This is a genomic window from Gimesia sp. (assembly GCF_040219335.1).
GTDB lineage: Bacteria > Planctomycetota > Planctomycetia > Planctomycetales > Planctomycetaceae > Gimesia.
Window position 1 is genome coordinate 20,448 of sequence record NZ_JAVJSQ010000029.1, and the last position, 24,674, is coordinate 45,121.

A 24,674-nucleotide genomic window follows, 5' to 3' on the forward strand; every position below is an offset into this window, starting at 1 on the left:
AAACCGTTGCAGACACTATGGTTTAGCTGCTTTGAACCCGGGTCCGGGTTGTCTGAATGCTCCCCCTTTACAAGGACTGTAACTGGTGACCGAAACGGAATCGACGTCTCAAACAGAACTGCCATCCCTGTATCATGATTCCTCGTTCTGGGGGATGACGGTCACGCAGTTCTGGGGCGCCTTCAACGACAATCTCTATAAACAGTTGGTGTTGCTGTTCTGCGCGCAACAGGCGCTGCAAGGGGCGAAAGATCAGCAGGGGATCGCACTGGGAGTCTTCGCGCTCCCCTTCGTCTTCTTCTCAGGATTGGGTGGCTGGTACGCCGATCGACACACAAAACGGACGATTGTCATCGCCTGTAAGGTTGCTGAGATCATCATTGCGCTGCTGGCGATGGCGGCCTTCTTTACCGGTCAACTGTTGCCTCTGCTGGTCGTTCTCGGTCTGCTCAGTACCCAGAGTGCGATCTTCGGACCTGCCAAGTATGGGATCCTGCCGGAAATGCTCCGCAGCGATGATCTGCCTCAGGCTAACGGTGTGATTCAGATGACAACATTCGTCGCCATCATCTTCGGCATGGCTTCCGCGGGCTTCGTAAAGCAGGCCTTTCCCGATGCATTGTGGAAAACCAGTTATTTCTGTATCGCGATTGCCGTGATCGGCACGATCTCTGCCTTCTGGGTTCGCCGCACGCCGGTGGCGCATCCGGGGCTCCCCTTTCGCTGGTCGACACTGGGCATTAACCCCGAGACGCGAACTCTGCTATTGCAGGATCGTCGCCTGTTGTCTGTACTGCTGATTTCATCGGTCTTCTGGTTTGTGGGAGGCATCGTGCAACCCCTGGTGAATATCTTCGGGATTGGACAACTGCACTTAAGTGAAAGTCGTACCAGTCTGATGGCGGCCTGTATGGGAGTTGGGATTTCGCTGGGATGTGTCGCCGCGGGACGTGTTTCGCATAAACGGGTGAATTTCAAACTGGTCACTGTCGGCGCCTGGGGGCTGGTCCTCTGCCTGGCGCTCATGTCGGGGATCGGCTGGTGGGGGCCTGGAGACGGACTGGAAACCGTCAAACAAACTGATGCTTCGCTCTGGGAAGCCTTCATTCCCCTCAACGCCGCCGAGTGGATGTCGCGGACGGTATTGACCCTCGTCGGTTTCTTCGCCGGTCTGTTCATTGTCCCGCTCCAGGTGGAACTGCAGACCCGGCCCCCCAAATCGCAGAAGGGCCGCATGATCGGTACAATGAATCTGATCAACTGGGTGGGCATCGTACTCTCCGCGGTCTTCTTCGGTCTCTTTACCATGGTCTGTAACAAGCTGAACTGGCCTATGAGCCATGTCTTCCTCGTGCTGGCATTGGTAATCCTGCCTGTTGCGCTGTTTTATCATCCCCGCGATGAAGCTTTATCGCACGATGCCCCTGGAACCTGATAACTTTTGCTTGACCAGCGTCGATCAGCGCCCACAATTGAATGAGACGCGCCATCCTTGCAGCCGATCCTTCAGGACAGAACACCCATGACCAGGCAATTTGATTTTAATCCGGCCAAAGTCCATACGATTCTCAACGAGACCTGGCGGCACCTGAACTATGCGGTCGAAACGGAAACGCATCCCTGGCGGCTGGGCACTCTGGCTACGATTTCAGACAATCGTCCCCGCGTACGTACCGTGGTTCTGAGAGCCGTGGAAATCGAGCAGCGGCAGGTGATCTGCTACACCGATCAGCGTTCAGACAAAGTCCAGGAGCTTAAGGAAAAACCCTGGATTGAGTGGGTGGCCTATGATCCGGTCACACGGGTGCAGATCCGTCTGCGCGGCCGGGCTGAAGTGCATACCCAAAATGATCAGGCTGCCCGGCACTGGGAGGCCAGCAGTCCCGAGCACCGTCGTGGTTATATCACAGTTTCAGCTCCGGGAACGCAGGCCGAAACCGCTTCGCCCAATCTGCCCGACTACCTGTTTGACCGACTGCCCAATGATGAAGAAGCACAACTGGGCTACGAAAATTTCGCGGTAATCGTCTGTCAGATTGAACACATCGACTGGCTGGAACTCCGCCGCAACGGCCATCTCGCCGCCCGGTTCCACTGGACCGACAAATGGGAAGGCCACTGGAAATATGCGTGACAGGATGCTTTAAAACGAAGAAAATCCCATCAACCTGATGGAAGGAGTCGGCGATGTCCAGACAGCTCTGGAGAGATCTGGCAGTGATGATGGGGATCTTCCTGCTGCTCATCGCACTGCTTGTCCCAGCCATACATCGTTCCCGCACGGCAGCCCGTATGTCGTCAGCGAAAAACAACCTGAAACAAATTGGGCTGGCACTGCACAATTACCATGACACTCATGGTTGCTTTCCTCCCGGCGGTGTGATTCGCGAAGACGGCACTGCCATACATGGCTGGATGACATTTGCCATGCCGTTCCTCGATGCAAGTCCCTATTACAATATGATCAATTTTGATTACCCTTGGGACAGTCCGGAGAATAACCGGGTCTTTGAGGTCAAATACCCTGTTTATCAGATTCCTGGCAGAGACATGGGGCTGACCAGCGGCGGATATGAGCTTACCTGTTATATGGGGAATCCAAATCTACTGTCGCGAAACAGTTCCGTGACACTTAGAGAAATCGACACAGGCAGTTCACATAACTGGCTTGCAGGGGAAGCCGCCGGAAACTTTCAGCCCTGGGGCTACCCGTTCAACTGGCGTCCTCTGGGAACAAAACTCTGTGATGGACCGGATAGTTTCGGCCAGCTTGCCTGGGACGGCGTGCATCTCCTGCTGGTGGATGGCAGCGTGCATTTTTTTTCTACTGAGACTGCTCCTGAAATATTGCAGGCACTCGCAGACGCACCACCGATCGCCACCCATGCTCAGACTGCGGTTCCTGAACGCACCTTTGTTATCGGCGATTATGAGTGGGAGCGAATCGACCTGCAGTCCGATCTACAGGGGGAAAATCAATATATCGTCAAAGTCTTGCGAAGACCTGCTGGCATGCCATTGAAAATGAGCGTCTGCTCTAAATACATCGTGAGGCCGGGAGACGAACCAGAGTATAAGGGAAAGGGGGCTGTGTTTCTGTTCCTGGCACACATTGGTCCGCAGACAGACATAGCCTCTACTCTCAAAGATACGACTCTCAAGGAAGAAATCACTCCCAAACAGTGGGCAGCAAACATGAAATTGTTAAAATCCATTCAACAACAACTGCCACAAACTGATGCACAATAAATACTATTAACGTAAAGTGAGTTGAGGAGTCTGAAGATGCAGCGTTGGATTTCGGTAATCGTTGTTTTGCTATTAATCGTGCTGGTGATCGGCCTGACGATGCCCGCGGTGGAGCAGACCAGGCAAGAGGCGCGCAGGTCTCATTCGAAATATAACCTGAAGCAGATTGGCCTGGCGGTGCACAATTATCATGACGCACACAAGTGCCTGCCCCCCGGTGGTGTCATTCGAGAGGACGACGTCGCACTGCACGGCTGGATTACGATGCTTCTGCCTTACTTTGATCAGAATGACGATTACTTAAGAATCAACTATCAGGTTCCCTGGGATCAGGATAGAAACAGAGCTGTTTTGGAACAATCTCGATCCCTGTTTCTGATTCCCGGAAACTTTTCGCGGTTCACGAGTCAGGGGTACGGCCTGACCAACTACCTGGGAAATCCCAATCTGCTGTATCGCAACAGCAATGTCACCTTCGAGCAGATGTCGAATGGTACCTCGCATACCTGGCTGGCGGGAGAAGTGGCCGGCAACTTCCAGCCCTGGGGTTATCCTTTCAACTGGCGACCGCTGGGGACGAAACTCTGTGACGGACCGAATAGCTTCGGCCATCCCCCCTGGCAGGGCGGACATCTGTTGTTTGCCGATGGGAGTGTTACGTTCTTTTCAGAGAATACCTCGGACGTGATCTTGGAAAAATTCGCCGCGGCACCACCGGTCTCCACCGCCGAACAGACACAAGTCCCGGACAAAACCTTTCAAACCGGCGACTTCTCCTGGAATAATCAGTCCTTACAGTCAGATCCCCAGGCGGAACAGCTGTACTACGTGCACGTACTGAGGGGGCAAAACGATCAGCCACTAAGGATTGAAGTCTATTCAGAGATCAACCTGGAACAGGTGCCGGATTTACCAAAGCTCCGCGGCCCCGACTTTCTCTTCTTGGTTGATAAGAACACCGACATCGCTGAGGCGCTTCAAGCCACATCACTACCGAAGTCTTCTTCCCCCGAACAATTACAACACAATGCTGAGCTTTTGAAGAACCTGCAGGAACGACTACCGGAGTAGAACCTGGTGAGAAAGGAGACTGAACGATGCAGCGCTGGATTTCAATAAGCGTCGTTCTGCTCCTGATTGTCCTGGTGTTCGGTTTGCTGATTCCAGCGGTACAGCAGGCACGCGAAGCGGCACGCAGATCGACTGCGAAGAACGACCTGAAACAGGTCGGACTGGCGGCACATAACTATGCAGACGCGCATCGCTGTTTTCCTTCCGGTGGAGTGATTCGCGAGGATGACACCGCCACGCAGGGCTGGATGACGATGTATCTTCCCTATCTGGATGCGAGTCCGGATTATTCTCAGCTTAGTCTGGATGAGCCCTGGTTGAGCGCAGCCAATCGAACTGTGATCGAAACCGTCCGACCACAATATCTGAATCCGGAAGTCAGGTCGAACTATACAAGTACCGGCTTTGGTCTGACGCATTACCTGGGAAATCCGCATCTCTACTACCGTAACAGCAGTGTCACTTTCGATCAGATGGAGCGGGGCACCACATATACCTGGGTGACTGGAGATGTGGCTGGTGAATTTCAACCATGGGCTTATCCGTTTAACTGGCGTCCTCTGGGAACACAACTTTGTGCAGGACCGGGAAGTTTCGGCTGCCCGAACTGGGAAGGCGGTCATCTGCTCTTTGCCGATGGCAAAGTCCTGTTCTTTTCTGAAGAGACTTCGCCGGAAATTCTCAAGCAGTTGGCTGCAGCTCCACCCGTGCCAGCGTCGGAGCAAATGGCAGTCCCCGATAAACGCTTTGAGACGGGAGTCTATCATTGGGAACATGTTCCGCTGGAGAGTCAACCAGAGAACGAACATCGTTTTTACGCTGAAGTTCTGAAGAAAGCCGGGGAACCACTGCTGATCGACCTGTTTGCAGTTGAGAATCTGTCAGACAGTGAATGGGAGGAAGTGATGGAAAAGGAAAGGAGCTTTCCAGATACCCTGCTGATACAGAGAATCGACAAGACCACCGACCTTTCTCAGGTTCTGTCAGGATCGATGCTGAAGCAGGCGGCCAGTGCGCAGCAGATGCAGGAGAATCTCAAGTTGCTCAAGACGCTCCAGAAACAGATGCCTTAGGTTAATTCCTCCGCTGCTAGAAATGCGAGCCATTGACGCTTGCAGCAGGTTTACCGAGATGTTCTGCTAGATGTGCTAATATCTGTGTTTTGTATCACTTCAAATATTTGAGATTACCATGCGCGAATCAGGGACAACGCCAGATCCGGAACGGATTTCAGGCCATCAATGGCTGCGCGAAGATTCGCGTTCACTGCAGCAGACCAGGCGAGGCTTGAATCTGTTTCTGTATGGCATCGTCCTGGTTTTCTTCGCCTTGCTGGGGGTACTCTACTTCCGCTTCACTACTGATCTACTCTCTGTCATGATGACGCTCCTGCCGATCTTAAGCATGACCGGTAACCTGTTGATGCTCGCGGGGGCCATCTATTGCCGGGCCGTGCCTGCGGAAGCGGACTGTCGCAATCTGCTGTGGGGCGTCATCGCCGGCGTCTGTGCCAATATCATTTTTTCCGGCTTCATGTATTCCGACCCCAGTCTGATGCCCATGCCGGTCGCCCTGTTACTGAAGCTCGTCGGTTATACTGGTCTGATCCTCTTCGCTTTATTCCAGCGACGCTTGTTACTCTATGTGGATCGCCCCGATCAGACAGGCAAGGTGACCATTCTGGTGCTGACCACGGCACTGTTTCTGCTCGGATCCTGGGGAATGGAAGTGGTGGCGTATCTCGAACTCATGGAAATCGCGTCCATCACGATCTACGCGGTCATGCTGCCCGGATTTTTCACCTATCCCTGTTTTCTTGGCAGTCTGAAAAAGGCCTTCGTGCCTGCTGGATGATTCAGTCAGAGGGGACAGGCAGTGCGGAAACGCTCGGTCATGTCCTGAATCTCGGCAGATGTGGTTTCTCCGGTGTGGGAATGTCTGATCAGTGCCTTTTTCCCCTGATCTGGACTGAAAATCGCCCCCTGGAATCGAAAATCTGGAATTCTTTACACTGAAAGCGTTCTCAGCCGGGGGATCAGCTTGACGCGTAATTTCAGGGGCAATATACTCGCGCGATGGACTCAGTTATCTCGTTGGGAGAGCATGAGTTTAGGTCTGTTTAATATTCACTGTGAGAGACTCTGATGAAGAGCGAACATCGACACGATCTGCAAACCAATGACCTGGGCAAACTGATGGTTCAGGCAGAGCCCTTTGTGGAAAAATATGGCGCGAAAATCCTCGGTGGTATCGGGGCATTAATCGTGCTGCTGATCGTGCTGATCATCTGGAATTCTCAGAAAACCTCTGCACAGTCCGAAGCCTGGACCCGCCTGGCGGCTGCAGGCTCTACTGAAGACTTCGAAAACGTTGCTGAAGACTACGCAGGTACTCCCGTAGCGAACTGGGCACTGATTCACGCTGCTGAAAGTCATCTGCAGTCTGGTATTCGCAGCTCTTTCACTGATCGCAGTGCCGGCGATCGTGAACTGAAGGACGCCAAAGAACAGTTCCAGAAACTGCTGGATTCTTCCTCAACACCTCCGGAAATTCGCGAACGGGCTCTGTTCGGGATGGCACGCGTTGAAGAAACAACCTCCAATGGCGATCTGAAAACCGCCACCGAGCTTTATCAGAAGCTGATTAACGAATTCCCCGAGTCTATTTTCCGCCAGCTGGCTGAACAGCGGGTGAAACCGGTTGAAGGGGAAAAAGTCGCTGCTCTGGATGAGGAAGGGACCAAAGAGTTCTACAAATGGTTCCACGAGCAGAATCCCAAGCCCGGCGACCGTCAGCGTCCTGGTTTCAATATGCCGATGCCCGGTATGGCGCCCCAAGGGGCAGCGCCCCAGGGAAGTGCCCCCGCAGGTGGTGCAGGCACTCCCGGTCTGCCGGAGCTCCCGGCTCTGCCGAGCCTGCCCGGTCTGCCTGAGCCTCTGACTTCGGAAGAAGGAAAAGCCAGTGAGGGAACTCCGGCTGCTCCCGAAAAAACCGAAGCACCCAAGACTGAAGGTAAGCCGGCTCCAGAAGCAGGGAAGGCTCCCGCGGAACAACCTAAAGCTGAACAACCCAAGACCGAGGCACCGAAGCCGGAACCAGCGCCCGAAAAGAAACCATAATGTCTGACGAACTTTCGTCACCGCCGGAACTCTCCACCGAGCCGATCGAAATTACTGTCGAGGCACGCGCTCATGGCTGGCGGATAGATCATTATCTCTGTCGCCTGTATCCGAATTACACCCGCGTCTTATTCCAGAAAGCGATCAAGCAGGAAGCGGTGCTGGTCAACGGCTTGCCCGTCAAAGCTGCCCGCCGCATGCGAGTCAACGACCGGGTCTCGGTTCGCCTGCCTGAGCTGCCCGATAATCAGCTTCCCCCGGAAGACATTCCGCTGGATATCATTTACGAAGACGACTTTATCGCCGTCATCAATAAGCCTTCGGATATGATCGTCCATCCCGGCAAAGGCAACTATGCGGGAACACTGGCAGGAGCCCTGCAGCATCACTTCGATCAGCTCAGCGATGTCGCCGGCCAGTTTCGGCCCGGAATCGTCCATCGTCTCGACCGGAATACCAGCGGTCTGCTGGTTGTCGCCAAGGATAACCAGGTTCACGCCCGTCTGAGTGCCCAGTTCGAAAAGCGGGAAGTTCAGAAGGAATACCGGGCGATTGTCTGGGGACGCATGGAATTCGACACCGATTACATCGAGACGTTCATGTGCGTGCATCCCCGACACCGGGAGAAAATGATCGTCTGTGATGAAGGGGGCAATGCCCGCGACGCGTTCACTTATTACGAAGTGATTCAGCGTTACAAGGCGTTTAGCTACGTGCGACTCAAACCCCGCACCGGGCGCACCCACCAGCTGCGGGTACATATGCAACATATCGGCCATCCCATTGTGGCGGACCGCGTGTATGGCGGCCGGATCACTCTGAAAATGAAGGATCTGAGCGTGCAGGCCGAGGCGGACGCCGCGGAGCTGGAAAGCGACATTCTGATCGAACGACAGGCCCTGCATGCCTATCGTCTGGAATTTAGTCATCCGCACAGTGGAAAACCGATGCAGTTTGAGGCACCATTACCAGAAGATATGCAACAGACCTTAGCCGCCTTGGACCAGTATCAGAAGGAAAATTGAAGATGAAGCTCGCGAAAGTGCTATTGTCAAACGGGGAACGTCATGTCGCCATCGTGGAAGCAAACGGAGTGCAGCTGCTGGATCTGTCACAGGTCGACAACATCCACCGTCTGTCGGACATCCTGCATTCCGCCGATCCGGTCGGACTGGCCAAATTCCTGATCGACAAAGAGCTGCCGCCCGTCCCCTTCAATCAGCTGGAGTTCCTCGCCCCCGTTGATTACCAGGAAGTCTGGGCCGCCGGGGTGACCTACAAGCGCAGCCAGGTGGCGCGGATGGAAGAATCCGAAACAGCCGCTTCGCATTACGACCAGGTCTACACCGCAGATCGTCCCGAGCTCTTCTTCAAGGCAACTCCCAACCGGGTCTGTGGTCCGAATCAGCCGGTTCGTGTCCGCTTTGACAGTCAGTGGTCTGTGCCCGAACCAGAGCTGGCTCTGATCGTCTCTCCCGATCAGAAACTGGTGGGTTACACGGTGGGCAACGATATGTCCGCCCGTGACATCGAAGGCGAAAACCCGCTTTATCTGCCACAGGCGAAATTTTACAAACAGTGTTGCGGCCTGGGCCCCTGTGTCCTGCTGCACGAGGGCCCCCTGGATCGCGAAGCCACCAGGATCATTCTGACCATCGAACGGGACGGCGAAGAAGTCTTCCGCGGCGATACGTCCGTCGCAGAAATGGCCCGCGGACTGGAAGATCTCATCAGCTGGCTCGTGAAAGAGAATGATTTCCCCAGCGGTGCGATTCTGCTTACCGGAACCGGCATTGTTCCGCCGGACGAATTCACTCTCGAAGATCGGGACATCGTCTCCATCGAGATCACCGGTATCGGGACGCTGATCAATCCAGTTGTGAAAGATTCAGCTCCTTAGTCTGCAGGACGGCTTCGATTTCCGCGAGGGACGGCAGTGCATCCCGATTGCCCAGGCGTTCGCATTTCAACGCTGCGGTGACACAGGCGAACTTCAGCACCCGCTCCCGCGGCCAGTCCTCAAGCAAGCCATAGAGCAGGGCACCGCTGAAGACATCGCCGGCCCCCGTGGTATCCAGAGAAAGCACGGGGAGTGCCGCGCAGTGCAGACAGCCTTCCTGACTGAATAACCACGCGCCGCGTACTCCATCGGTCACGGTGACCAGCTCCGGTCCCTGGTCCAGCAGTACTCTGCCACCTGCCAGCACATCGTCGGTCTGCAGATACTCGCTGAGAAACCGACGGGGGCAGTTCATGACATTCAGGTAAGGGATCAGTGTCTCCATCCCCGGCTTGAGTGAACCGGCATCGAGACAGACGGTCACGCCGGCTTCCCGGGCGATCTGCGCTGCTTGCAGACACGTTTCCTGAGGCCAGCCATCCAGGTGCAGGAAGCGGGCCTGCTGAATGATTTGTCGATCCAGATCTTCCGGTTGCAACCAGTGTTCGGGACGATAGCAGGCGATCGTCCGCGTGCTTGCCTGTTCGTCGATCCAGACCTGGGCATATCCCGAGCGGGTCCCGGGGAGCAGACGGCTGGCATCGAGGTTCAGCTGCTCTGTTGCCAGGTCCTGCGCTATCAGGGGCCCGTATTGATCGTCGCCCCAACTGCCAACAAAAGCGCACTGTTTTCCCAGGCGACTGAGCACAACCTGCGCCGTCGGCACCGGTCCGCCTACCTGGTAGGCGTCGCTGATAATGTTGGTTTTCGCATCCTGGGGTGGGTGTTGTGCCAGCAGGACCAGGTGGTCCACCACAACGGTTCCCAGACCGACGACATCATATTTCATCTGACTGTGATTCTAACTTATGAATGATAGGTTCGACTTGCTTAGAGCTTCTTTTCCCAGAACAGTGCGCGTCCCATTTGAGGATCCAGTTCGTAGCCGTTGAAACCGAATTTACGGTAAGCCGCCTGGGCACGCTGATTTCCTTCCAGCACTTCCAGCGTAAGTTTGCAGCAGCCCCGTGCCCGGGCGATCTGTTCAACGAATTCAAACAGCTGCCCGGCCAGACCGGTGCCGCGAAACTCCGGAGCAACATACACATCGTGGATATTCAGTAGAGGCTGACAGGCGAACGAGGAGAATCCTTCAATGCAGATAATCAGGCCGACGGGTGTCTCTTCGTCAAACGCGAGGACGACCACTGCATCGTTACGCTGATGCAGACGCGGAGCCAGATTCTCCTGCACCGTTTGTGGCAACGGTTTGCCGCCCCCTTCCGGCGAACAGGCGTAGCTGTTGAGCAGAGTCACCACCGCCGCAGCGTTACGGGGTTCACTCAAGTCGGCTTCGATAATCTGCATCAGTGGCTCTTTTCATCTGGAAGCGAGAGGGGAGCCCGTTGTCTCCTCCGGTTCATATTCAGGCTGTTATTGTAATCAGATCCGCTGTCCCGGGGGAGCCAGACTGTTGGGGAACTGTTAAACTAAGTCTTTCTGGTTGTATTGAAATACGGATTTCTCAAGTAAGAGACGCGATGAAAATCATTCCGGTACTGGACATTCTGAATCAAACCGTGGTGCGGGGGGTGGCTGGGGAACGCGATCTGTATCAACCCCTCCAGAGCAATCTGACTGACTCCAGTGATCCACTCGATCTGGCCCGCGCGATTCGCGCTGAATTTGGCCTCAGTGAATTCTATGTAGCCGACCTCGATGCCATCATCCACCAGCGGCAGAATCTTGAGTTGTACCAGGGCCTGCTTGCCGAGGGTTTTACATTCCTGCTCGATTGCGGTCTGCGCACTACAGCGGACTGTGCAGCTTTGCAGGAATATCCGGGCATCAACATCGTGGCTGGCCTGGAGACGCTGGCAGGACCTGAAGAACTGGCGACACTCGCTGATCAGTGGGGGAGTGAGAGAACGGTCTTCAGTCTCGACCTGAAACAGGGAAAGCCTGTAGTCAGTGTTGCTGCTGGGAACCTGTTTGCGGAGCTTACGAATCCTCTCGATGTGGCAGAGCTGTCGCGGGAGCAGGGCGTTATGCAGATGATCCTGCTCGATCTGGCACAGGTCGGCACCAGTCAGGGGACCGGCACCGAAGAGTTGTGTCAGACGTTACACGCACGATATCCCGAGTTGACGCTGATCACTGGAGGAGGGATTCGCAACGCAGCAGAGCTCCAGGCTCAGGCGGCACTCGGGGCCGCGGGTGTGCTTGTCGCCTCTGCCTTGCATGACGGACGACTGGGGAGAGACGTGGTGCTCTCCCTGTCGTGAGTCAGCGTCTTTCGGTGCCCGGACTACTTCAGCAGATCGGGCAGGGCTTTCTTGACATCAGCCACGGTGGCACTGCGGTTGACGACCTTGCCCGACTTGTCCACGAGGAACATGGTCGGCAGGGAGATCACACCAAAGTCCCGGGCAGGGGCACTTTCCAGGCCACCCTCTTCATGGATGTGAGCCCAGGCCACTTTGTGCTGTTTGATATAGGTTTCAGCCAGTTCCGGGGTGGCGTCGAGGTTGATCCCCAGTACATCAAAGCCCTGGCTGTGGTACTTGTTGTAGAGGTCCTGAATCTGAGGCAGGTCTTCCGTGCAGGGTTTACACCAGCTGGACCAGAAGATGACCAGCAGCACTTTGCCGCGATACTGTTTGGCATCAATGCCGCCTCCGGCCAGACCTTTGCCTGACAGCTCCAGTTCCTGGCCAGCCAGGTTCATGCGTCGCAAGGCGCCTGCACCACGGGTGCCTGCTTCCGAACTGGCGTGAGACTCGACCAGTTTCGTGTACCATTTCTTGGACTCGGCAACTTTACCGCTGAATTCCTGGGTGACTGCCAGCTGCAGCATTGCTTCTGCAGAGTCATCGGAATTCGGATATTTCTTAATGAAGTCTTCGAGCTGTGTCAGCCACCAGGTCTGCACATCGCGGAGTTTATCGCTCTGCGTGCTCTGTAACTGGGTGCTGTAATCAGCGAGCAGGGTCCGGTAAGTGACGTAAGCCACCAGGTCCTGATCCTGTGAGGACTTCTGGACTTCGTCGCGAATCCGTTTCAGTTGAGTGAGGCCGTCCTTATAGCCTACCGTCTGAACGGCGGCGGCCAGACCGTCAACCATCTGTCGCGTCCACTGGGAACGTTCGTCTTCGTTCTTGGAAGCAGCAATCAGTTTTTCGATGATCGCCACCCGGTCTGCATTGTAGCGGGCGACGGCTTGCGGACCCTGCTCGGGAGAGGGGCCGTTCTGATCCAGTTTCTGCAATTCATCCAGCAGCCCCTGCATTTCTTTCGAGAGGCCAACCGTTGAGTTGGTAGGCAGTGTGCTGGCACCGGCAACAGGCTGCATCAGTGTGCCCCCTTCGGTGACCTGAATCGATTCACCTTCAATGGGCAGCGGTGCCTGGGTCAGACGCCAGGCGTCGCCAACGCGGATCAGTTCACCGAACTGCACCAGCCCACTTTTCCCCTTGGTGTCGACAATGGCCATCACGTTTTCAAAGACCTGCAGGTCTTTATCGGTTTTTACATCGTCGGCGGGAATCAATCCAGGCATTGCACCGTCGAAGCGAACCCAGACCGTATCGGACGAGAGCATTTTCGATTTCGAGAGCAGTTCGGGAATCTTCGCGGAAGCCGCTTTGGTTGATTCACTAATCTTGTCGGCGAAGGGATTCTTAATCCCGGACGCGGACAGCTCATCATCGGTGATCAGCAGCGATTCGAAAACCTTTGTGTTATTTTTCGCCAGTGCGCTGATGGCAACCCGGGTGACTTCTTCGGGCGAAATCATTTTCCATTCATCAATGATTCCGTCTTCATTTTTATCGAGGCCCCAGCGGGTCCCTGCCAGATTCATCCAGCGCGATGCATCAACCTTGTTGTTATAGTTCGCATCAATGTCCCGGTAGACTTCCAGGCCGCGATTGAAATACCGCCATTGATCGACCACGTTGTCTCCGTTGGTGTCGACGAAGCGACGCAGGACCTGGCCATTCGGGCCGTAAACGATCCAGCCAGAGCTCTTCTTGCTCTGTTCGACTTCGACCTTGCAGCGACCGTACTCCGATTTTTCAGGCGTTTCGATTTCGATGTCCTGCTGAATCGGCTTGAAGGTGAGTGCCAGTTCAACAGAGGGGGCATCCGCCGCGGGTAGCGAACGGGAGAATGTAACCAGGAGGGCAAAACCAGTGAGGAAGATTATGCGACCAATAGACATAGCACGGGGCTCCGATTCCGTTTGACGCGTCAGTAACAACAGTAACATTTAACAGAGTCGGGATTTTAGTAGAAAACCGGCTCTGGGGTCACCATCAATTTTGACGATTCCCGGGAAACCCGCTGGACTTGCCGCAATCGGCGGTCATCAGTTGATCAAGAGGCCTGCATAACCGACGACCCGCGATCGATCGCCGGTCACATCGCCCGAAGTTGCATAGCCCACTCGCTCTACCTGACTCAGTTTGCCCATTTTCTGAAGGGTCTTCATCACAATCACAGCGGGCAGCACACCACACATGGAAATATGCTGTGCCCGCACCGTTTCCAGCAGACCATCAGGATCAAGGGCGTCCATCTTTTCCAGGGCCAGTTGATCCAGTCGTCGGTTTTCGGCATCCGTGGCAAAGTGATTCATATCGCTGGAGATCAGCAATAGAGGCGGTTCGTCCAATTGTTCGATGACCCGTGCCAGCCCCGCTGCGAAAGCGTCGCATTGCTGCAGGTTTCCTCCGCCGATGGCGATGCCGACGACGTGGGAATCGGGAGCCAGACGTTTGATCAAGGGGAGTTCGACTTCGATGGCATGCTCACTCCGATGTGCAGCGGCATCGAGTTCCAGCCCGGGGATCTCCTCAGCCAGTCGGCGTGCGAGAGTGACGTCTGCTTCGAGGTTTCCATTAGGCAGTTGCCAGACCTTGTGAGGGGCCACCGCCCATTCCACGCCCTCCCGCGTGTGCTTGGGGCCGATTACAATGATCGTGGATGGCAGTTTGATTCGCTGTAGAACCTCAGCAGCGATCTTGCCGGAGTACTTCCAGCCTGCATGAGGCACCATGGCTGCAGCCCACGTCTGAGGTTCTGCTTCATCGCGAAACAGTTCATCCAGTTGCATTTCCACGCTCTGAGGGTCAGCAGGGTAAAACGTGCCTGCTACGCCGGTGGGGCGGATTTCCGTACCCAGTTCTGCCCGGGGCCGATTGACGATCTCAAACCGGGACACAGCGGACTGTGTGGCCATACTGGCGACCTGGGCCGTTTCCAGCTGCATGAGCGACAGTGACTCTTGTGCCCGGGCGATGATTTCGGCTGCGGTCTCTTCCCGCTGATAGAACCAGCCCGTTTTCTGACCCTCCATCACAAACAGACTGCGGTTGCGGGAATCGAAGTCCTCCAGCGCAAGCCCTTCGACCGGGCCATGCAGGGCGGGGTCAGTCGCCAGGACCAGTTTGACCTGGAATTCACCCGGCCTCAGATTCTGGCGGGCAATAATCTGCGCGAGCTGCTGACACATGGAGAAGACGGTCGACTGCATCGGGAACGACTGTTTCAAGGCCCATTTAGAGAGCACCAGTTCTTCCGCAGTACTGCCGTGAATCAGAATCAGGGCCACTCCCTGAATGTTGGCATCCGAGACTTGCGGGCAGTAGTAGGAAGGAACCTGTCCCAGTCGTAATGCTTCGATCGTTGACTGAATGTACTGCTGGTACTGAGCGAACTCGCGGTGACTCAGAATCTGAGGCGCCGCTTTCTCCAGCGGCGCTTCCAGCATCTCCACCAGCTTGGCCTTACAGGAAACGCCCTGATAGCGGAGCAGGGTGGTCCCCGGATCTTTCCATGCGGTTGGAGGGAGCCCTGCCTTGATGCAGGTCTGGTTCAGAAATTCCTCTTCGCTCCAGCCATGGTCCAATGGCACGCCGGGCAGTAATAATCCGCTGCGGCCATCGGCGCGAATCTGCAGCCCATGCAGGCCGACCTGAACCGCTTTCAAACGTTCGAGGCCCTGTTCTTCTACCAGTTCGAGATCGGAGAGCAGCCAGACTTCGACGTCCAGTTGTTCGATTTCACTTGGTGAGATAGGGGGAAACCGCGGGTCGTCTTTCGCGGCGCGGATGGCTGCCTGGTGGAGCGCCTGTCCCAGCGGAAGCGGCTGACCGAAGTTACCACAGCAGGACCGCAGCTGTCCTTGTCTTTTGAGGCTGACAAATGCGCCGTTGATGACCATGTTCTCTAGATCTTCCAAAGCGATCTCGGCCGGCACGGTGCGAGTCGCTGTTCCCACTACCACCGCAGCCGCTTTCTGCAGAAGTTTTTGATGATGTTCGGGAGAAAGTTCGATCCTGGCAGTAGTGGAATCGCTTTGCATCGACGTGGAACCTTTCTGCTGTTCGCTGGAAGAAGAAGGAAGTGGATGCTGTTTCAAAAATGACTGCATATCCACGGGGAGTCGCTTTTGACCCCAATCACCCGGTCGTTGATCGAAATGCCCGGCAACCTCAGTATTACAATACTGACAGCGGTTACCATTCAGAGCATACTTTCCGAGCTGGTACCAGTTGCGTTCAATCAGTGTTTCGCCACAAGCGGGACAATAAGTACTCTGTCGGCGGACATCATTCACGTTTCCGGTGTAGACATATTTCAAACCGGCGGCGACTGCGATCTCACGGGCCCGGATCAGAGTTTCCGGGGGAGTGCTACCCCGGTCCAGCATGCGGAAGTCCGGATGAAAGGCAGAGAAGTGCAAGGGAACTTCGTCTCCCACTTTGTTGAGGATCCAGTCGCACATCCGCTGGAATTCGTCGTCATCATCATTGGCCTGGGGAATCACCAGGTTGGTAATTTCGAACCAGACATCCGTTTCCCGTTTTAACCAGCCCAGGGTATCCAGGACAGGTTGGAGATGAGACAACGTTATGCGGTAGTAAAATTCCTCGGTAAACGCTTTGAGATCGATATTGGCGGCGTCAATGTGCTCGAAGAAGTCCGCGCGGGCCGACTCGGTGATATAACCTGCTGTCACGGCGACCGTTTTGACACCCTGGGCATGACAGGCTTTGGAAGTTTCGATCGCATATTCCGACCAGATGATCGGGTCGTTGTAAGTAAACGCGACACTCTGGCAGCCCAGTTGTGCGGCGACATGGGCAATTTCTTCGGGAATGGCCCGGGAGCTCAGGCGTTCGAATTCCCGCGATTTGGAAATGTCCCAGTTCTGACAGAACTTACAACCCAGGTTACAGCCTGCGGTTCCGAAAGACAGCACGCTTGAACCGGGATAAAAATGGTTCAGTGGTTTCTTTTCGATCGGGTCGACGCAGAATCCGGTGCTGCGACCGAAGGTAGTCAGTGCCATCTCGCCGCCCAGATTCTGGCGGACGAAACAGAATCCTCGATCATTTTCCCCCAGGGCGCAGGCACGGGGACAGAGATCACAGACGATCTTTTCTCCCTCGCGATGCCACCAGCGCGCGGGATACAGGCCCTGATCGCGATCCGCTGGAGACGCATGGCCGGACGAGAGAATAGGGAGTGCTTTTTCTGTCATGGTTTTGAGAGAGAGAAACAGAGTATCAGAGAAGGGAGCCCTGTCCTGTTCAGAATAATACATTCAAGGGGACAGGGCTAACAGTTTGTCAGATTTTTAACCGGGGAGGCGAATAGAATCATCGCTGGACCCCGGCTGGTGGGTACTGATGCTGATTATTTGTAACTGGCGTCAGGACCTGTCGTTGTGCTCATCTACCGCTGTCGGGTATTATCACGAGCACAGAATACGTCCTGTCATGCCTCTGACTTTATTATACGAATCGCCCCTGCTGATGTTTACAGATTATTTCTGGTTTTTTGTCGCGGTCCTCTCCTATCTGGCCGGTTCCATCCCTTTTGGCCTGGTGACAGCGAAGCTGGTAGCCGGCACCGATATCCGCAAAGTCGGCAGTGGGAACATCGGTGCGACAAACGTGGCCCGTACACTGGGGGCAAAATGGGGCATTGTGGTTCTGGTGCTTGATGCGCTGAAAGGACTGTTGCCGGTCCTGTTTATCCCCGCGCTGTTTGTCAGCCCGGATTCCCCCGACTTTGATCATGCCCGCGTTTTGAGTGGAATCGCCACGATCGTCGGGCACATGTTTCCGGTCTGGCTTGGCTTTCGCGGAGGCAAAGGAGTTGCGACCAGTCTGGGCGTGATTCTGGTACTGGGCCCCTGGTCAACCCTGGCGGCTGTCGGGGCATTTGCCCTGACATTTTTTATCTCGCGGATCGTGGCGCTCAGCTCGATTGTGGCGGCACTCGCATTTGGTATCGCCCAGTTTGCGCAGTTGGGAAGTGCAGCCTTCACGCGGGAAAAATGGAGTCTGACCGCATTCAGTATCGCGGTTCCCCTCTTGATTATTATCCGTCATCGCAGCAACCTGGGACGGATCGTGCGGGGAGAAGAGAAGAAGTTTCAGTTTGGCAGCCGAAACAAAGAGGGCACCGGATCCACCTCAGCCAGTGAGCAGTCAGAGGGCTGAACGGTTCCGGGGTGGTCGGTAGTCGGGGAATCAGCCGCGAGAGATCATCCTGATCCTGTCGCTGGCTCAGATTCCAATACGGTGTGAGACCTTTCCTGAATCCTGCAGGAAAGCAGACCTTGATCAGGATTCAACGCGAATGTTGTTGGTGAGGGCGTACTGATCGATTTCACTCAGTGCGGCGTGGGTTGCCAGCTGTTTGTGGTAAAAGGAATCAGTGCGTCCCGAAAGCACGACGATCTCTCCCAGAATATCCACTTTCAGCGACTGAACCTGACTGCCGGTTCTCAGGGCAATGGTCTGTTCAATCTTTTCTGACAGCTTCCTGGCTTTTTGAGAGTAGGTTTCGACGGTCATAAGCGATCCTCCTTGAAATCAGTAAAAGTACTAACAGACAATCACTTGTGTTCCAGCCAGTGCACAATCCAGGCTGTGATGACGTTCAAGGCAGGTAACTCTGAGGCAGCAATCTCTGGAAACTTCGGTCAGCAGACACTGTTCCACACCGGGTAGAACGCTAAGCTCATTTCTGTCAGCGTAAATCTTAATTGAATACTTCCTGAAATTCAGGGGAGATGGAACAGGCGCTGGCTCCAGGGTCCTGTCGCTGAAGCCCGCAACCGGAAGATCCCCCGCTGAATATTTAATGAAGTAAATTTATCGAGCTGTCACTCGTTCGTCAAATAAAATTGTGAACGAATGGTACGATTCGAGGGAAATAACTCGCTTGAAACCGTGCTCGTTATTTCTCTGAATCGGATTGCCAGATCCAGACCAGCGCTTCCGGCAGAACAGCTTTACCGTGCCGGCTGCTGTGCATGCCATGTCCTTCAACGAACCAGTATTCGTAGCCACTGTAAGCCAACGCGGCTGCCATTCGTTCATTGTTCAAAAACCAGTTGCCCAGCTTGTTGTCCAGGTCGTTATCTCCGTCCTGCAGAAAGACTTTGATCTTCTTCTGTGGATACTGTTTACGGATCAGACCCGGGTAATCGTGGGCGGTTTTCCACGGACCAAACTGGTCGAGTGGCAGCGTGTTTTTCTCGCGGGACGGGTAATCGTCGATTCCGCGGAAGTCACAGAAACTGCCGACAAATGAGATCACTTTGCCGAACAGGTCGTTACGATGCCAGGCAGCCGTGAAGGCACAGCTTCCTCCGGAAGAGGCACCACAGAAAATATGATCTTCCGGCTTGTCTGAGATCCGGTATTCTTTGCGGACGATGGGCAGCATCTCTTCATCGAGGAATGTGGCATACTGCGCGGTGCAGGTATCGTATTCGTTGCTGCGGTTGCGAACTTCCTGCTTCCCTTTTGTGCCGGCAGGGAAGACGCCCGGATTGATGAAGACGGCGATGGTCACCGGAATTTTTTTCGCGTGGATCAGGTTGTCCAGCACGATAGTCGCATTTCCGTCATTGTGACAGTATCCGCCGCCATCCGCGAAGACCATCAGTTTGGCTGGGGTCTGTGATTCTTTATATTGAGCTGGCACATAGACCCACCAGTCACGCACGGTGCCGGGATAATGCTTCCGGCTTTCAAAGGCGGGCATCTTGGTGAGCTTACCCTCGGGGACGCCGGGCTGTTTCACACTTTCGGGTTTCCATTCATAGCTTTCGAACCCAAAGCGACTGTTTTTGCCGGCCGGTAAGCGGTCGCCGTTAATCTCATAACGATAATGGACTGAGGAGAAGTTCGGGAAACGTTCCACCCGGGCAAAGTAACCGGTATTTCCCAGCTCGATCATGGGCCAGGAGCGGCCCTTCTCAGCGAAAATGACGACCTGGTCACCCGGCTCTGCTTTGAAGAACCAGCCGGCGTAACCGCCACCATCGTCGGTCTTCTGAATCAGATACTTCTGGTCCCCTTTGGTAAGGTCTTTTTCCTTCTGATATTTCTTTTTGAAAAATTCCAGCGCCTGTTTTTGATTAGCCTGACTGACGGGAGCCTGTAATAATTCAGAAACCTCCTGCAGCGTCTGAGGTGCAGCGGTCAGTGGATTGATGAGACACAGCATTAAGCCGGCCCAGACGGACAGCGAGACGGTTGAGGGGCGAGATGACAATCGCATGGCAGGAGACTCCTGGTAAATGATCTCTGGCAGATCAGGGAAGATTCTATGGTAGAGGCAACCCGGCTTTCCCGGATTGCCTGAACTTGAAAATACAGATCCTATTACACTGGGTGTCGAGTGGATTTTCAATTCAGACCGTGGTTGGAATTCAAATCTGTTGATTCATCAGAGAAAGTGGAGGCTGTCCGTTTGGATCAATTGCGAATCCAGCTACAATGAAAGGAGTTATTGATCACCCCCGGAGAGGAAAGGCAGTGTCGTGACAGGTTCGCTCAATCCACATCATGCTGTTTATGTCGGCAGTTTTGATCCACCAACCCTGGGTCATCTGGATATTGTGGAACGGGGTGCCGTGATTTACGACAAGATCACCGTGGGCATCGGGATCAACCCCGATAAACGTCCGCTGTTTTCCCCCGAGGAACGACAACAACTGCTGGAACTGCTCGTCCAAGATTTTCCGAATGTGGAAGTCAAATGCTTTCAGGGACTGGCTGTCAACTTCGTAAAAGAGTGTGGCGGCGGCGTCATGCTTCGCGGGTTGCGCACCCTGACCGATGTGGAAGCAGAATTCACGATGTCGCTGGCTAACCGCACGCTGTCAGGTGATATCGAAACGGTCTTCCTGATGGCCAGTGAAAAATACACGCACATCTCCAGTTCGCTGATCAAACAGATCGCGCAGCTGGGTGGTGATGTGGCTGAAGAGAAACTCAGGGACTTCGTCCCGCATCAGGTGGTCGCCCCCCTGATCGAAAAATTTGCATCAAAAACTTCTGCTCAGGAATAGCGTAATACTTCCTGATCAATTGAGAAAGGAGAACATACCATGGTCAAAACTGCCTCAACAATGTTACCCCTCGGAACGCAGGCTCCCGACTTTTCACTGAAGAATGTCGACGGACAGACCGTATCGCTCAGCGATTTTAAAGATTCCAAAGGCCTGCTGGTCATCTTCATGTGCAATCACTGCCCCTTCGTGATTCACCTCCGCGAGGCACTGGCTGTATTTGCTGATGAATACATGGCGAAAGGCATGGCAGTCGTCGGCATCAGTGCCAACGATGTGGCCACTCATCCTGATGACAGTCCGGAAAAGATGGTCGAAGAAGCAAAATCCGCAGGCTACAACTTCCCTTATCTCTACGATGGGACTCAGGAAGTTGCCAAGGCCTACAAAGCAGCCTGTACTCCCGACTTCTTCCTGTTCGATCAGGAACAGAAACTCGTCTATCGTGGCCAGTTCGACGACAGCCGTCCCGGGAATGACAAACCCGTGACTGGTGCCGATCTCAAAGCGGCCTGCGATGCCGTGATCGCCGGAGATCCAGTCACCGAAAATCAGAAGCCCAGCATCGGCTGCAACATCAAATGGAAAGAAGGCATGGAACCGGAATACTTCACCGGACAGCCTGCTGTTTAATCACAGCATCAACCTCACGCATCCAACTCTCTTCGCTGCCGACGGAGAGAGTTTTTTGCTGCGCGGTTCTCAAGATCCGATGTTTCAGATGAGCTCACTTGTATTCGGGCAGGGCCTCTGCCTACAATTTATTAACCTTTCTTCTTAATGTTCTGTGCACTGCGGTTGTCATTTTAGCCGTCGAGAGGTTTCTGATGCGTTCTATTTTCTGCAAACCGACTCTGTTTTTCACTGCAGGAGCCATTCTCGCGTTCGGAGCGATCAACGCTGGTCGCATCACTTCCGCTGAGAATCGTCCGCTGCCGCAAGATTCGCTGGCCGAAAAGCTGCCTCACCTGGAACCGACCGCACCGGACAAGGCAGAAGAGACTTTCCGCCTGCTCAACGGCTTTCGCATGGAACTCCTGGCGGCGGAACCTTTAGTCACCGATCCGGTAGCGATGCAGTATGACGAGAACGGGCTCGGGTATGTGATCGAGATGAATGATTATCCCTACACGGATAAATCAAAAGATGAAGCCTGGGCTGAGCAGAAGTCAGCACCGATCGGCAAGGTGCGTGTGCTGGAAGATGTCGACGGGGACGGCAAGTTCGATCGTTCGACGATCTTTGCCGAGGGGCTCTCCTGGCCCACCGGCCTGGCCTTCTGGAAAGGGGGCGTCTATGTCTCAGCGACTCCCGATATCTGGTATTTCAAAGATACAGACGGCGATCATAAAGCCGATATCAAACGCAAAGTCTTCACCGGCTTTCGCAAGTACAACGTGCAGGCTGTAATGAATAATCTCAAGTGGGGCCTCGATCATCAGATCTATGGTGCAGGGGGGAGTAACGGCGGAGTCATTCAGGTCGTAGGGGCTCCCAAGAGTGATCCGATCAATATGGGACGTCGTGATTTCCGCTTCGATGCAGATACAGAAACGTTCGAAGTGATTTCAGGGGGCGCCCGCTTCGGAAATACTTTCGACGACTGGGGCAACCGGTTCATCTGTAACATCCGCAACCCGCTGATGCATATTGTTCTGCCAACAAAGTATCTGCAGCGGAATCGCTATCTGCCGGTGACTTCGGCCATCAATGATGTTGCCAATGCCGGCGATGCGATTGCCGTCTTTCGAGCCAGTCCTCCCGAACCCTGGCGGATCATCAATGCCCGCCGTCTCTCCAACGATCCGGACTCTCGCTCACCCAGCAGTGAGAAGCATGCCACGGGTTTTGTGACCTCCGCTGCCGGGATTACCTTCTATCGGGGAGCCGCTTATCCGTCCGAGTATTATAACAATGCCTTCATCGGTGAAGTGGCCGGCAATCTCGTGATGCGGTATCGGGTCGCACCGGACGGGGTTACGTTTAAAGCAGATCGCGCCCATGAAAAAGTGGAATTCCTGGCGTCGACCGATAACTGGTTTCGGCCAGTCAACTTTCTGAACGCACCCGATGGGACGTTGCACGTGCTCGATATGTATCGCGAGAACATCGAGCATCCCTGGTCGATGCCCGAGGATATCAAAGCACATCTGGACCTTACCAGCGGACGCGACCGGGGCCGCATCTATCGGATGCTGCCTGCGAAATATCCGGATGGCTTCCAGAGACCGGAACCACCGCGTTTGGGCGAAGCTGATATCAATCGACTGGTTGCTGAACTGGAAAATCCGAATGTCTGGTGGCGTGATACCGCGCATCGACTGATCTATGAACGTCAGGATCCCCGGGCGATCCCTCTACTGATTCAACTCTTCCAGCAGAGCCCGTCTGCCCTGGCGCGACTGCACGCACTCTGGTCTCTGCAGGGACTCAAGGCACTGAATGAAGAGCTGCTGCTGCAGGCCCTGTCCGACAGTGAACCGGAAATCAGGCGGGTCGGGGTCAGGCTGGCAGAGCCGGAATTGAAACAGAGTGCAGCACTGAAAAAGAAGGTCATAACACTGGCGAAAGACGACGCTCCCCGCGTCCGGTTCCAGACGGCTTTTACCCTGGGAGAAGTGACAGGACCGGAAGCAGCGAAAGCACTCTACACGATTGTGCGCCAGGATTACGGTGATCCCTGGATCCGGACGGCGGTGCTCAGTTCGTTGTCCGAATCGACGGCGGATTTCCTGGCCAGCCTGCTCTCAGATGTCAAATTTGCAGCCAGCCCGCAGGCACGTCCTTTATTGTCTCAACTGGCCAATGTGATCGGGACACGACAGCAGCCAGCGGAGGTAGAACGCATACTCGAACTGGCAGCCCGCTATGATTATCCCGATAAACCCCGGCAGACGGCTGCAGTACAGACTGAGCTCCTGCGGGGACTGGGAGAAGGCCTCAAGCGCAGCGGTAAATCACTATTGCTGTATGCGACCAACGAGAATACGGATGCCGCTCGCTTGATCCGCACGCAGATCTCACAGGCGAAGAAAACCGCAGCTGACCGGCGAGAAACCTCTGCCAGACGGTTGGGATCTATCGACCTCTTGAGTTGCACAGATCTGACTGCTGCACAGTCAGCCCTGCTGCCGTTACTCGATGCGCGCGAAACACAGGAACTGCAGTCGGCGGTGGTGGTCGCACTCACCAGTTTTGCAGATCCCCGGGTCGCGGATCTGCTGCTGGAACAATATCCCTCGTTGACTCCCGCGATCAGAAGAGAAATTGTGGACCGTCTGCTCAGAAGGCAGGACTGGATTCTGCAACTCTTTTCTGCCCTCGAGGATCGCAAGGTTTCCGTGAGCCAGATTCCGCAGGTCCGGCGCGATATTCTGATGAAGAGTACGAATCCGGAAATTCAGAAGCAGGCGAAACAGTTGTTTGCCGGTGAAGTGCTGGGACCGCGTCGGGAGATTATCGTCGCCTATCAGCCTGCTTTGTCAGTGAAGACAGATCTCTCAGCTGGAAAGCGGATATTTAAACGAGAATGCCTGACCTGTCACCGGCTGGGGCAGGAAGGTTACGAAGTCGGTCCCAATCTGGCAACCATTAAAAACCGGACTGCTTCCGAAATTCTGGTGCATGTGCTCGACCCCAATAAAGAGGTCTCGCCCAACTACCTGGAATTTGTGGTGGTTACCGATGAGGGGCTGATTGAAACGGGAATCATTGTGAATGAAACGCCCTCCAGCATTACGCTCAAGAAGGCGGAGAATAAAAAGGTCACTATCCTGCGAGAGAATATCGACGAGATCAAAAGTTCCGGCAAGTCACTGATGCCCGAAGGCTTTGAGAAAAAGATTCAGACCCAGGAGATGGCTGATCTGATCGCTTATCTATTGTCACTCGAAAACTGAGAGGGCAACACTGA

The 24,674-nt window shown here is 54.7% G+C and carries 20 protein-coding genes and 1 pseudogene; 14 read left to right on the forward strand and 7 right to left on the reverse strand.

Features of this window, described 5'->3' with window-relative positions; translation table 11 throughout:
• Positions 1-85: 85 nt before the first annotated feature.
• The 9 genes from RID21_RS22005 (at position 86) to RID21_RS22045 (ending at position 9,339) form a co-directional block, all read left to right on the forward strand.
• A complete protein-coding gene (locus RID21_RS22005; protein WP_145439003.1) occupies positions 86-1,435 on the forward strand; it encodes an MFS transporter in 1,350 nt (449 codons plus the stop codon).
• Between the two features lie 87 nt (positions 1,436-1,522).
• Positions 1,523-2,134, forward strand: a complete 612-nt coding sequence (locus RID21_RS22010) for a pyridoxamine 5'-phosphate oxidase family protein (RefSeq protein ID WP_350192642.1) — start codon at positions 1,523-1,525, stop codon at positions 2,132-2,134.
• Positions 2,135-2,187: 53 nt separating this feature from the next.
• Positions 2,188-3,249 (forward strand): DUF1559 family PulG-like putative transporter, encoded by a 1,062-nt coding sequence (locus tag RID21_RS22015; protein WP_350192644.1) that lies wholly within the window; start codon positions 2,188-2,190, stop codon positions 3,247-3,249.
• A gap of 36 nt (positions 3,250-3,285) precedes the next feature.
• Complete coding sequence (locus RID21_RS22020) at positions 3,286-4,320, forward strand: DUF1559 family PulG-like putative transporter (RefSeq protein WP_350192646.1); 1,035 nt, start codon at positions 3,286-3,288, stop codon at positions 4,318-4,320.
• Positions 4,321-4,346: 26 nt separating this feature from the next.
• Entirely contained in the window at positions 4,347-5,393 is a 1,047-nt protein-coding gene (locus tag RID21_RS22025; protein WP_350192648.1) for a DUF1559 family PulG-like putative transporter, read from the forward strand.
• A 118-nt stretch (positions 5,394-5,511) separates the two neighbouring features.
• Positions 5,512-6,174 carry a hypothetical protein gene (locus RID21_RS22030; RefSeq protein ID WP_145180936.1) on the forward strand — a complete coding sequence of 221 codons (663 nt, stop codon included), beginning with the start codon at positions 5,512-5,514 and terminating at the stop codon, positions 6,172-6,174.
• Between the two features lie 290 nt (positions 6,175-6,464).
• Positions 6,465-7,439, forward strand: a complete 975-nt coding sequence (locus RID21_RS22035; RefSeq protein ID WP_350192650.1) for a hypothetical protein — start codon at positions 6,465-6,467, stop codon at positions 7,437-7,439.
• Positions 7,439-8,464, forward strand: coding sequence for an RluA family pseudouridine synthase (locus tag RID21_RS22040; protein ID WP_350192652.1), 1,026 nt, complete (start codon positions 7,439-7,441; stop codon positions 8,462-8,464). The genes RID21_RS22035 and RID21_RS22040 overlap by 1 nt, the downstream gene beginning before the upstream one ends.
• Positions 8,465-8,466: 2 nt before the next feature.
• The gene (locus tag RID21_RS22045; protein WP_350192654.1) at positions 8,467-9,339 is read left to right on the forward strand and encodes a fumarylacetoacetate hydrolase family protein; all 873 of its coding nucleotides are present in this window, start codon (positions 8,467-8,469) and stop codon (positions 9,337-9,339) included.
• On the opposite strand, the gene RID21_RS22050 is transcribed toward RID21_RS22045, so the two are convergent.
• Complete coding sequence (locus RID21_RS22050) at positions 9,308-10,228, reverse strand: carbohydrate kinase family protein (RefSeq protein ID WP_350192656.1); 921 nt, start codon at positions 10,226-10,228, stop codon at positions 9,308-9,310. The two genes, RID21_RS22045 and RID21_RS22050, sit on opposite strands and share 32 nt — an antisense overlap.
• 41 nt (positions 10,229-10,269) lie before the next feature.
• Complete coding sequence (locus RID21_RS22055) at positions 10,270-10,749, reverse strand: GNAT family N-acetyltransferase (RefSeq protein WP_350193560.1); 480 nt, start codon at positions 10,747-10,749, stop codon at positions 10,270-10,272.
• A gap of 170 nt (positions 10,750-10,919) precedes the next feature.
• Here RID21_RS22055 and RID21_RS22060 point away from each other — a divergent pair, with 170 nt between their 5' ends.
• Positions 10,920-11,663 (forward strand): HisA/HisF-related TIM barrel protein, encoded by a 744-nt coding sequence (locus tag RID21_RS22060; protein WP_350192658.1) that lies wholly within the window; start codon positions 10,920-10,922, stop codon positions 11,661-11,663.
• A 23-nt stretch (positions 11,664-11,686) separates the two neighbouring features.
• Here the strand turns inward: RID21_RS22060 and RID21_RS22065 are convergent, their stop codons facing one another.
• From RID21_RS22065 to amrS, 3 genes and pseudogenes are all read right to left on the reverse strand, one after another.
• Positions 11,687-13,600, reverse strand: a complete 1,914-nt coding sequence (locus tag RID21_RS22065; protein ID WP_350192660.1) for a redoxin domain-containing protein — start codon at positions 13,598-13,600, stop codon at positions 11,687-11,689.
• A gap of 147 nt (positions 13,601-13,747) precedes the next feature.
• Positions 13,748-15,814 carry an AmmeMemoRadiSam system protein B gene (gene amrB / locus RID21_RS22070; protein ID WP_350193562.1) on the reverse strand — a complete coding sequence of 689 codons (2,067 nt, stop codon included), beginning with the start codon at positions 15,812-15,814 and terminating at the stop codon, positions 13,748-13,750.
• A pseudogene (gene amrS, locus RID21_RS22075) lies at positions 15,797-16,927 on the reverse strand (AmmeMemoRadiSam system radical SAM enzyme); the annotation flags it as partial. The pseudogene amrS and the gene amrB, both read right to left, overlap by 18 nt.
• Positions 16,928-17,201: 274 nt before the next feature.
• Between amrS and plsY the strand changes: the two are divergent.
• Positions 17,202-17,894, forward strand: coding sequence for a glycerol-3-phosphate 1-O-acyltransferase PlsY (gene plsY / locus RID21_RS22080; RefSeq protein WP_502892630.1), 693 nt, complete (start codon positions 17,202-17,204; stop codon positions 17,892-17,894).
• 123 nt (positions 17,895-18,017) lie between these two features.
• Here the strand turns inward: plsY and RID21_RS22085 are convergent, their stop codons facing one another.
• Positions 18,018-18,251, reverse strand: coding sequence for a BON domain-containing protein (locus RID21_RS22085; protein ID WP_145036790.1), 234 nt, complete (start codon positions 18,249-18,251; stop codon positions 18,018-18,020).
• Between the two features lie 385 nt (positions 18,252-18,636).
• The gene (locus RID21_RS22090; RefSeq protein ID WP_350192664.1) at positions 18,637-19,968 is read right to left on the reverse strand and encodes an alpha/beta hydrolase; all 1,332 of its coding nucleotides are present in this window, start codon (positions 19,966-19,968) and stop codon (positions 18,637-18,639) included.
• A gap of 262 nt (positions 19,969-20,230) precedes the next feature.
• Between RID21_RS22090 and coaD the strand changes: the two genes are divergently transcribed.
• The 3 genes from coaD (at position 20,231) to RID21_RS22105 (ending at position 24,660) form a co-directional block, all read left to right on the forward strand.
• Positions 20,231-20,761, forward strand: coding sequence for a pantetheine-phosphate adenylyltransferase (gene coaD / locus RID21_RS22095; RefSeq protein WP_350192666.1), 531 nt, complete (start codon positions 20,231-20,233; stop codon positions 20,759-20,761).
• Positions 20,762-20,800: 39 nt separating this feature from the next.
• Positions 20,801-21,394: a thioredoxin family protein gene (locus RID21_RS22100; RefSeq protein WP_350192668.1), complete on the forward strand. Its 594-nt coding sequence runs from the start codon at positions 20,801-20,803 to the stop codon at positions 21,392-21,394.
• Positions 21,395-21,588: 194 nt separating this feature from the next.
• Complete coding sequence (locus RID21_RS22105; protein WP_350192670.1) at positions 21,589-24,660, forward strand: PVC-type heme-binding CxxCH protein; 3,072 nt, start codon at positions 21,589-21,591, stop codon at positions 24,658-24,660.
• The last annotated feature ends 14 nt before the right edge of the window (positions 24,661-24,674 follow it).

Bases quoted from the DNA above. Each gene is read 5' to 3' on its own strand.
- RID21_RS22010 (WP_350192642.1), top strand. From the start codon at position 1,523: ATGACCAGGCAATTTGATTTTAATCCGGCCAAAGTCCATACGATTCTC.
- RID21_RS22015 (WP_350192644.1), top strand. From the start codon at position 2,188: ATGTCCAGACAGCTCTGGAGAGATCTGGCAGTGATGATGGGGATCTTC.
- RID21_RS22020 (WP_350192646.1), top strand. From the start codon at position 3,286: ATGCAGCGTTGGATTTCGGTAATCGTTGTTTTGCTATTAATCGTGCTG.
- RID21_RS22025 (WP_350192648.1), top strand. From the start codon at position 4,347: ATGCAGCGCTGGATTTCAATAAGCGTCGTTCTGCTCCTGATTGTCCTG.
- RID21_RS22030 (WP_145180936.1), top strand. From the start codon at position 5,512: ATGCGCGAATCAGGGACAACGCCAGATCCGGAACGGATTTCAGGCCAT.
- RID21_RS22035 (WP_350192650.1), top strand. From the start codon at position 6,465: ATGAAGAGCGAACATCGACACGATCTGCAAACCAATGACCTGGGCAAA.
- RID21_RS22040 (WP_350192652.1), top strand. From the start codon at position 7,439: ATGTCTGACGAACTTTCGTCACCGCCGGAACTCTCCACCGAGCCGATC.
- RID21_RS22045 (WP_350192654.1), top strand. From the start codon at position 8,467: ATGAAGCTCGCGAAAGTGCTATTGTCAAACGGGGAACGTCATGTCGCC.
- RID21_RS22050 (WP_350192656.1), bottom strand. From the start codon at position 10,228: ATGAAATATGATGTCGTCGGTCTGGGAACCGTTGTGGTGGACCACCTG.
- RID21_RS22060 (WP_350192658.1), top strand. From the start codon at position 10,920: ATGAAAATCATTCCGGTACTGGACATTCTGAATCAAACCGTGGTGCGG.
- RID21_RS22065 (WP_350192660.1), bottom strand. From the start codon at position 13,600: ATGTCTATTGGTCGCATAATCTTCCTCACTGGTTTTGCCCTCCTGGTT.
- amrB (WP_350193562.1), bottom strand. From the start codon at position 15,814: ATGCAGTCATTTTTGAAACAGCATCCACTTCCTTCTTCTTCCAGCGAA.
- plsY (WP_502892630.1), top strand. From the start codon at position 17,202: ATGTTTACAGATTATTTCTGGTTTTTTGTCGCGGTCCTCTCCTATCTG.
- RID21_RS22085 (WP_145036790.1), bottom strand. From the start codon at position 18,251: ATGACCGTCGAAACCTACTCTCAAAAAGCCAGGAAGCTGTCAGAAAAG.
- RID21_RS22090 (WP_350192664.1), bottom strand. From the start codon at position 19,968: ATGCGATTGTCATCTCGCCCCTCAACCGTCTCGCTGTCCGTCTGGGCC.
- RID21_RS22100 (WP_350192668.1), top strand. From the start codon at position 20,801: ATGGTCAAAACTGCCTCAACAATGTTACCCCTCGGAACGCAGGCTCCC.
- RID21_RS22105 (WP_350192670.1), top strand. From the start codon at position 21,589: ATGCGTTCTATTTTCTGCAAACCGACTCTGTTTTTCACTGCAGGAGCC.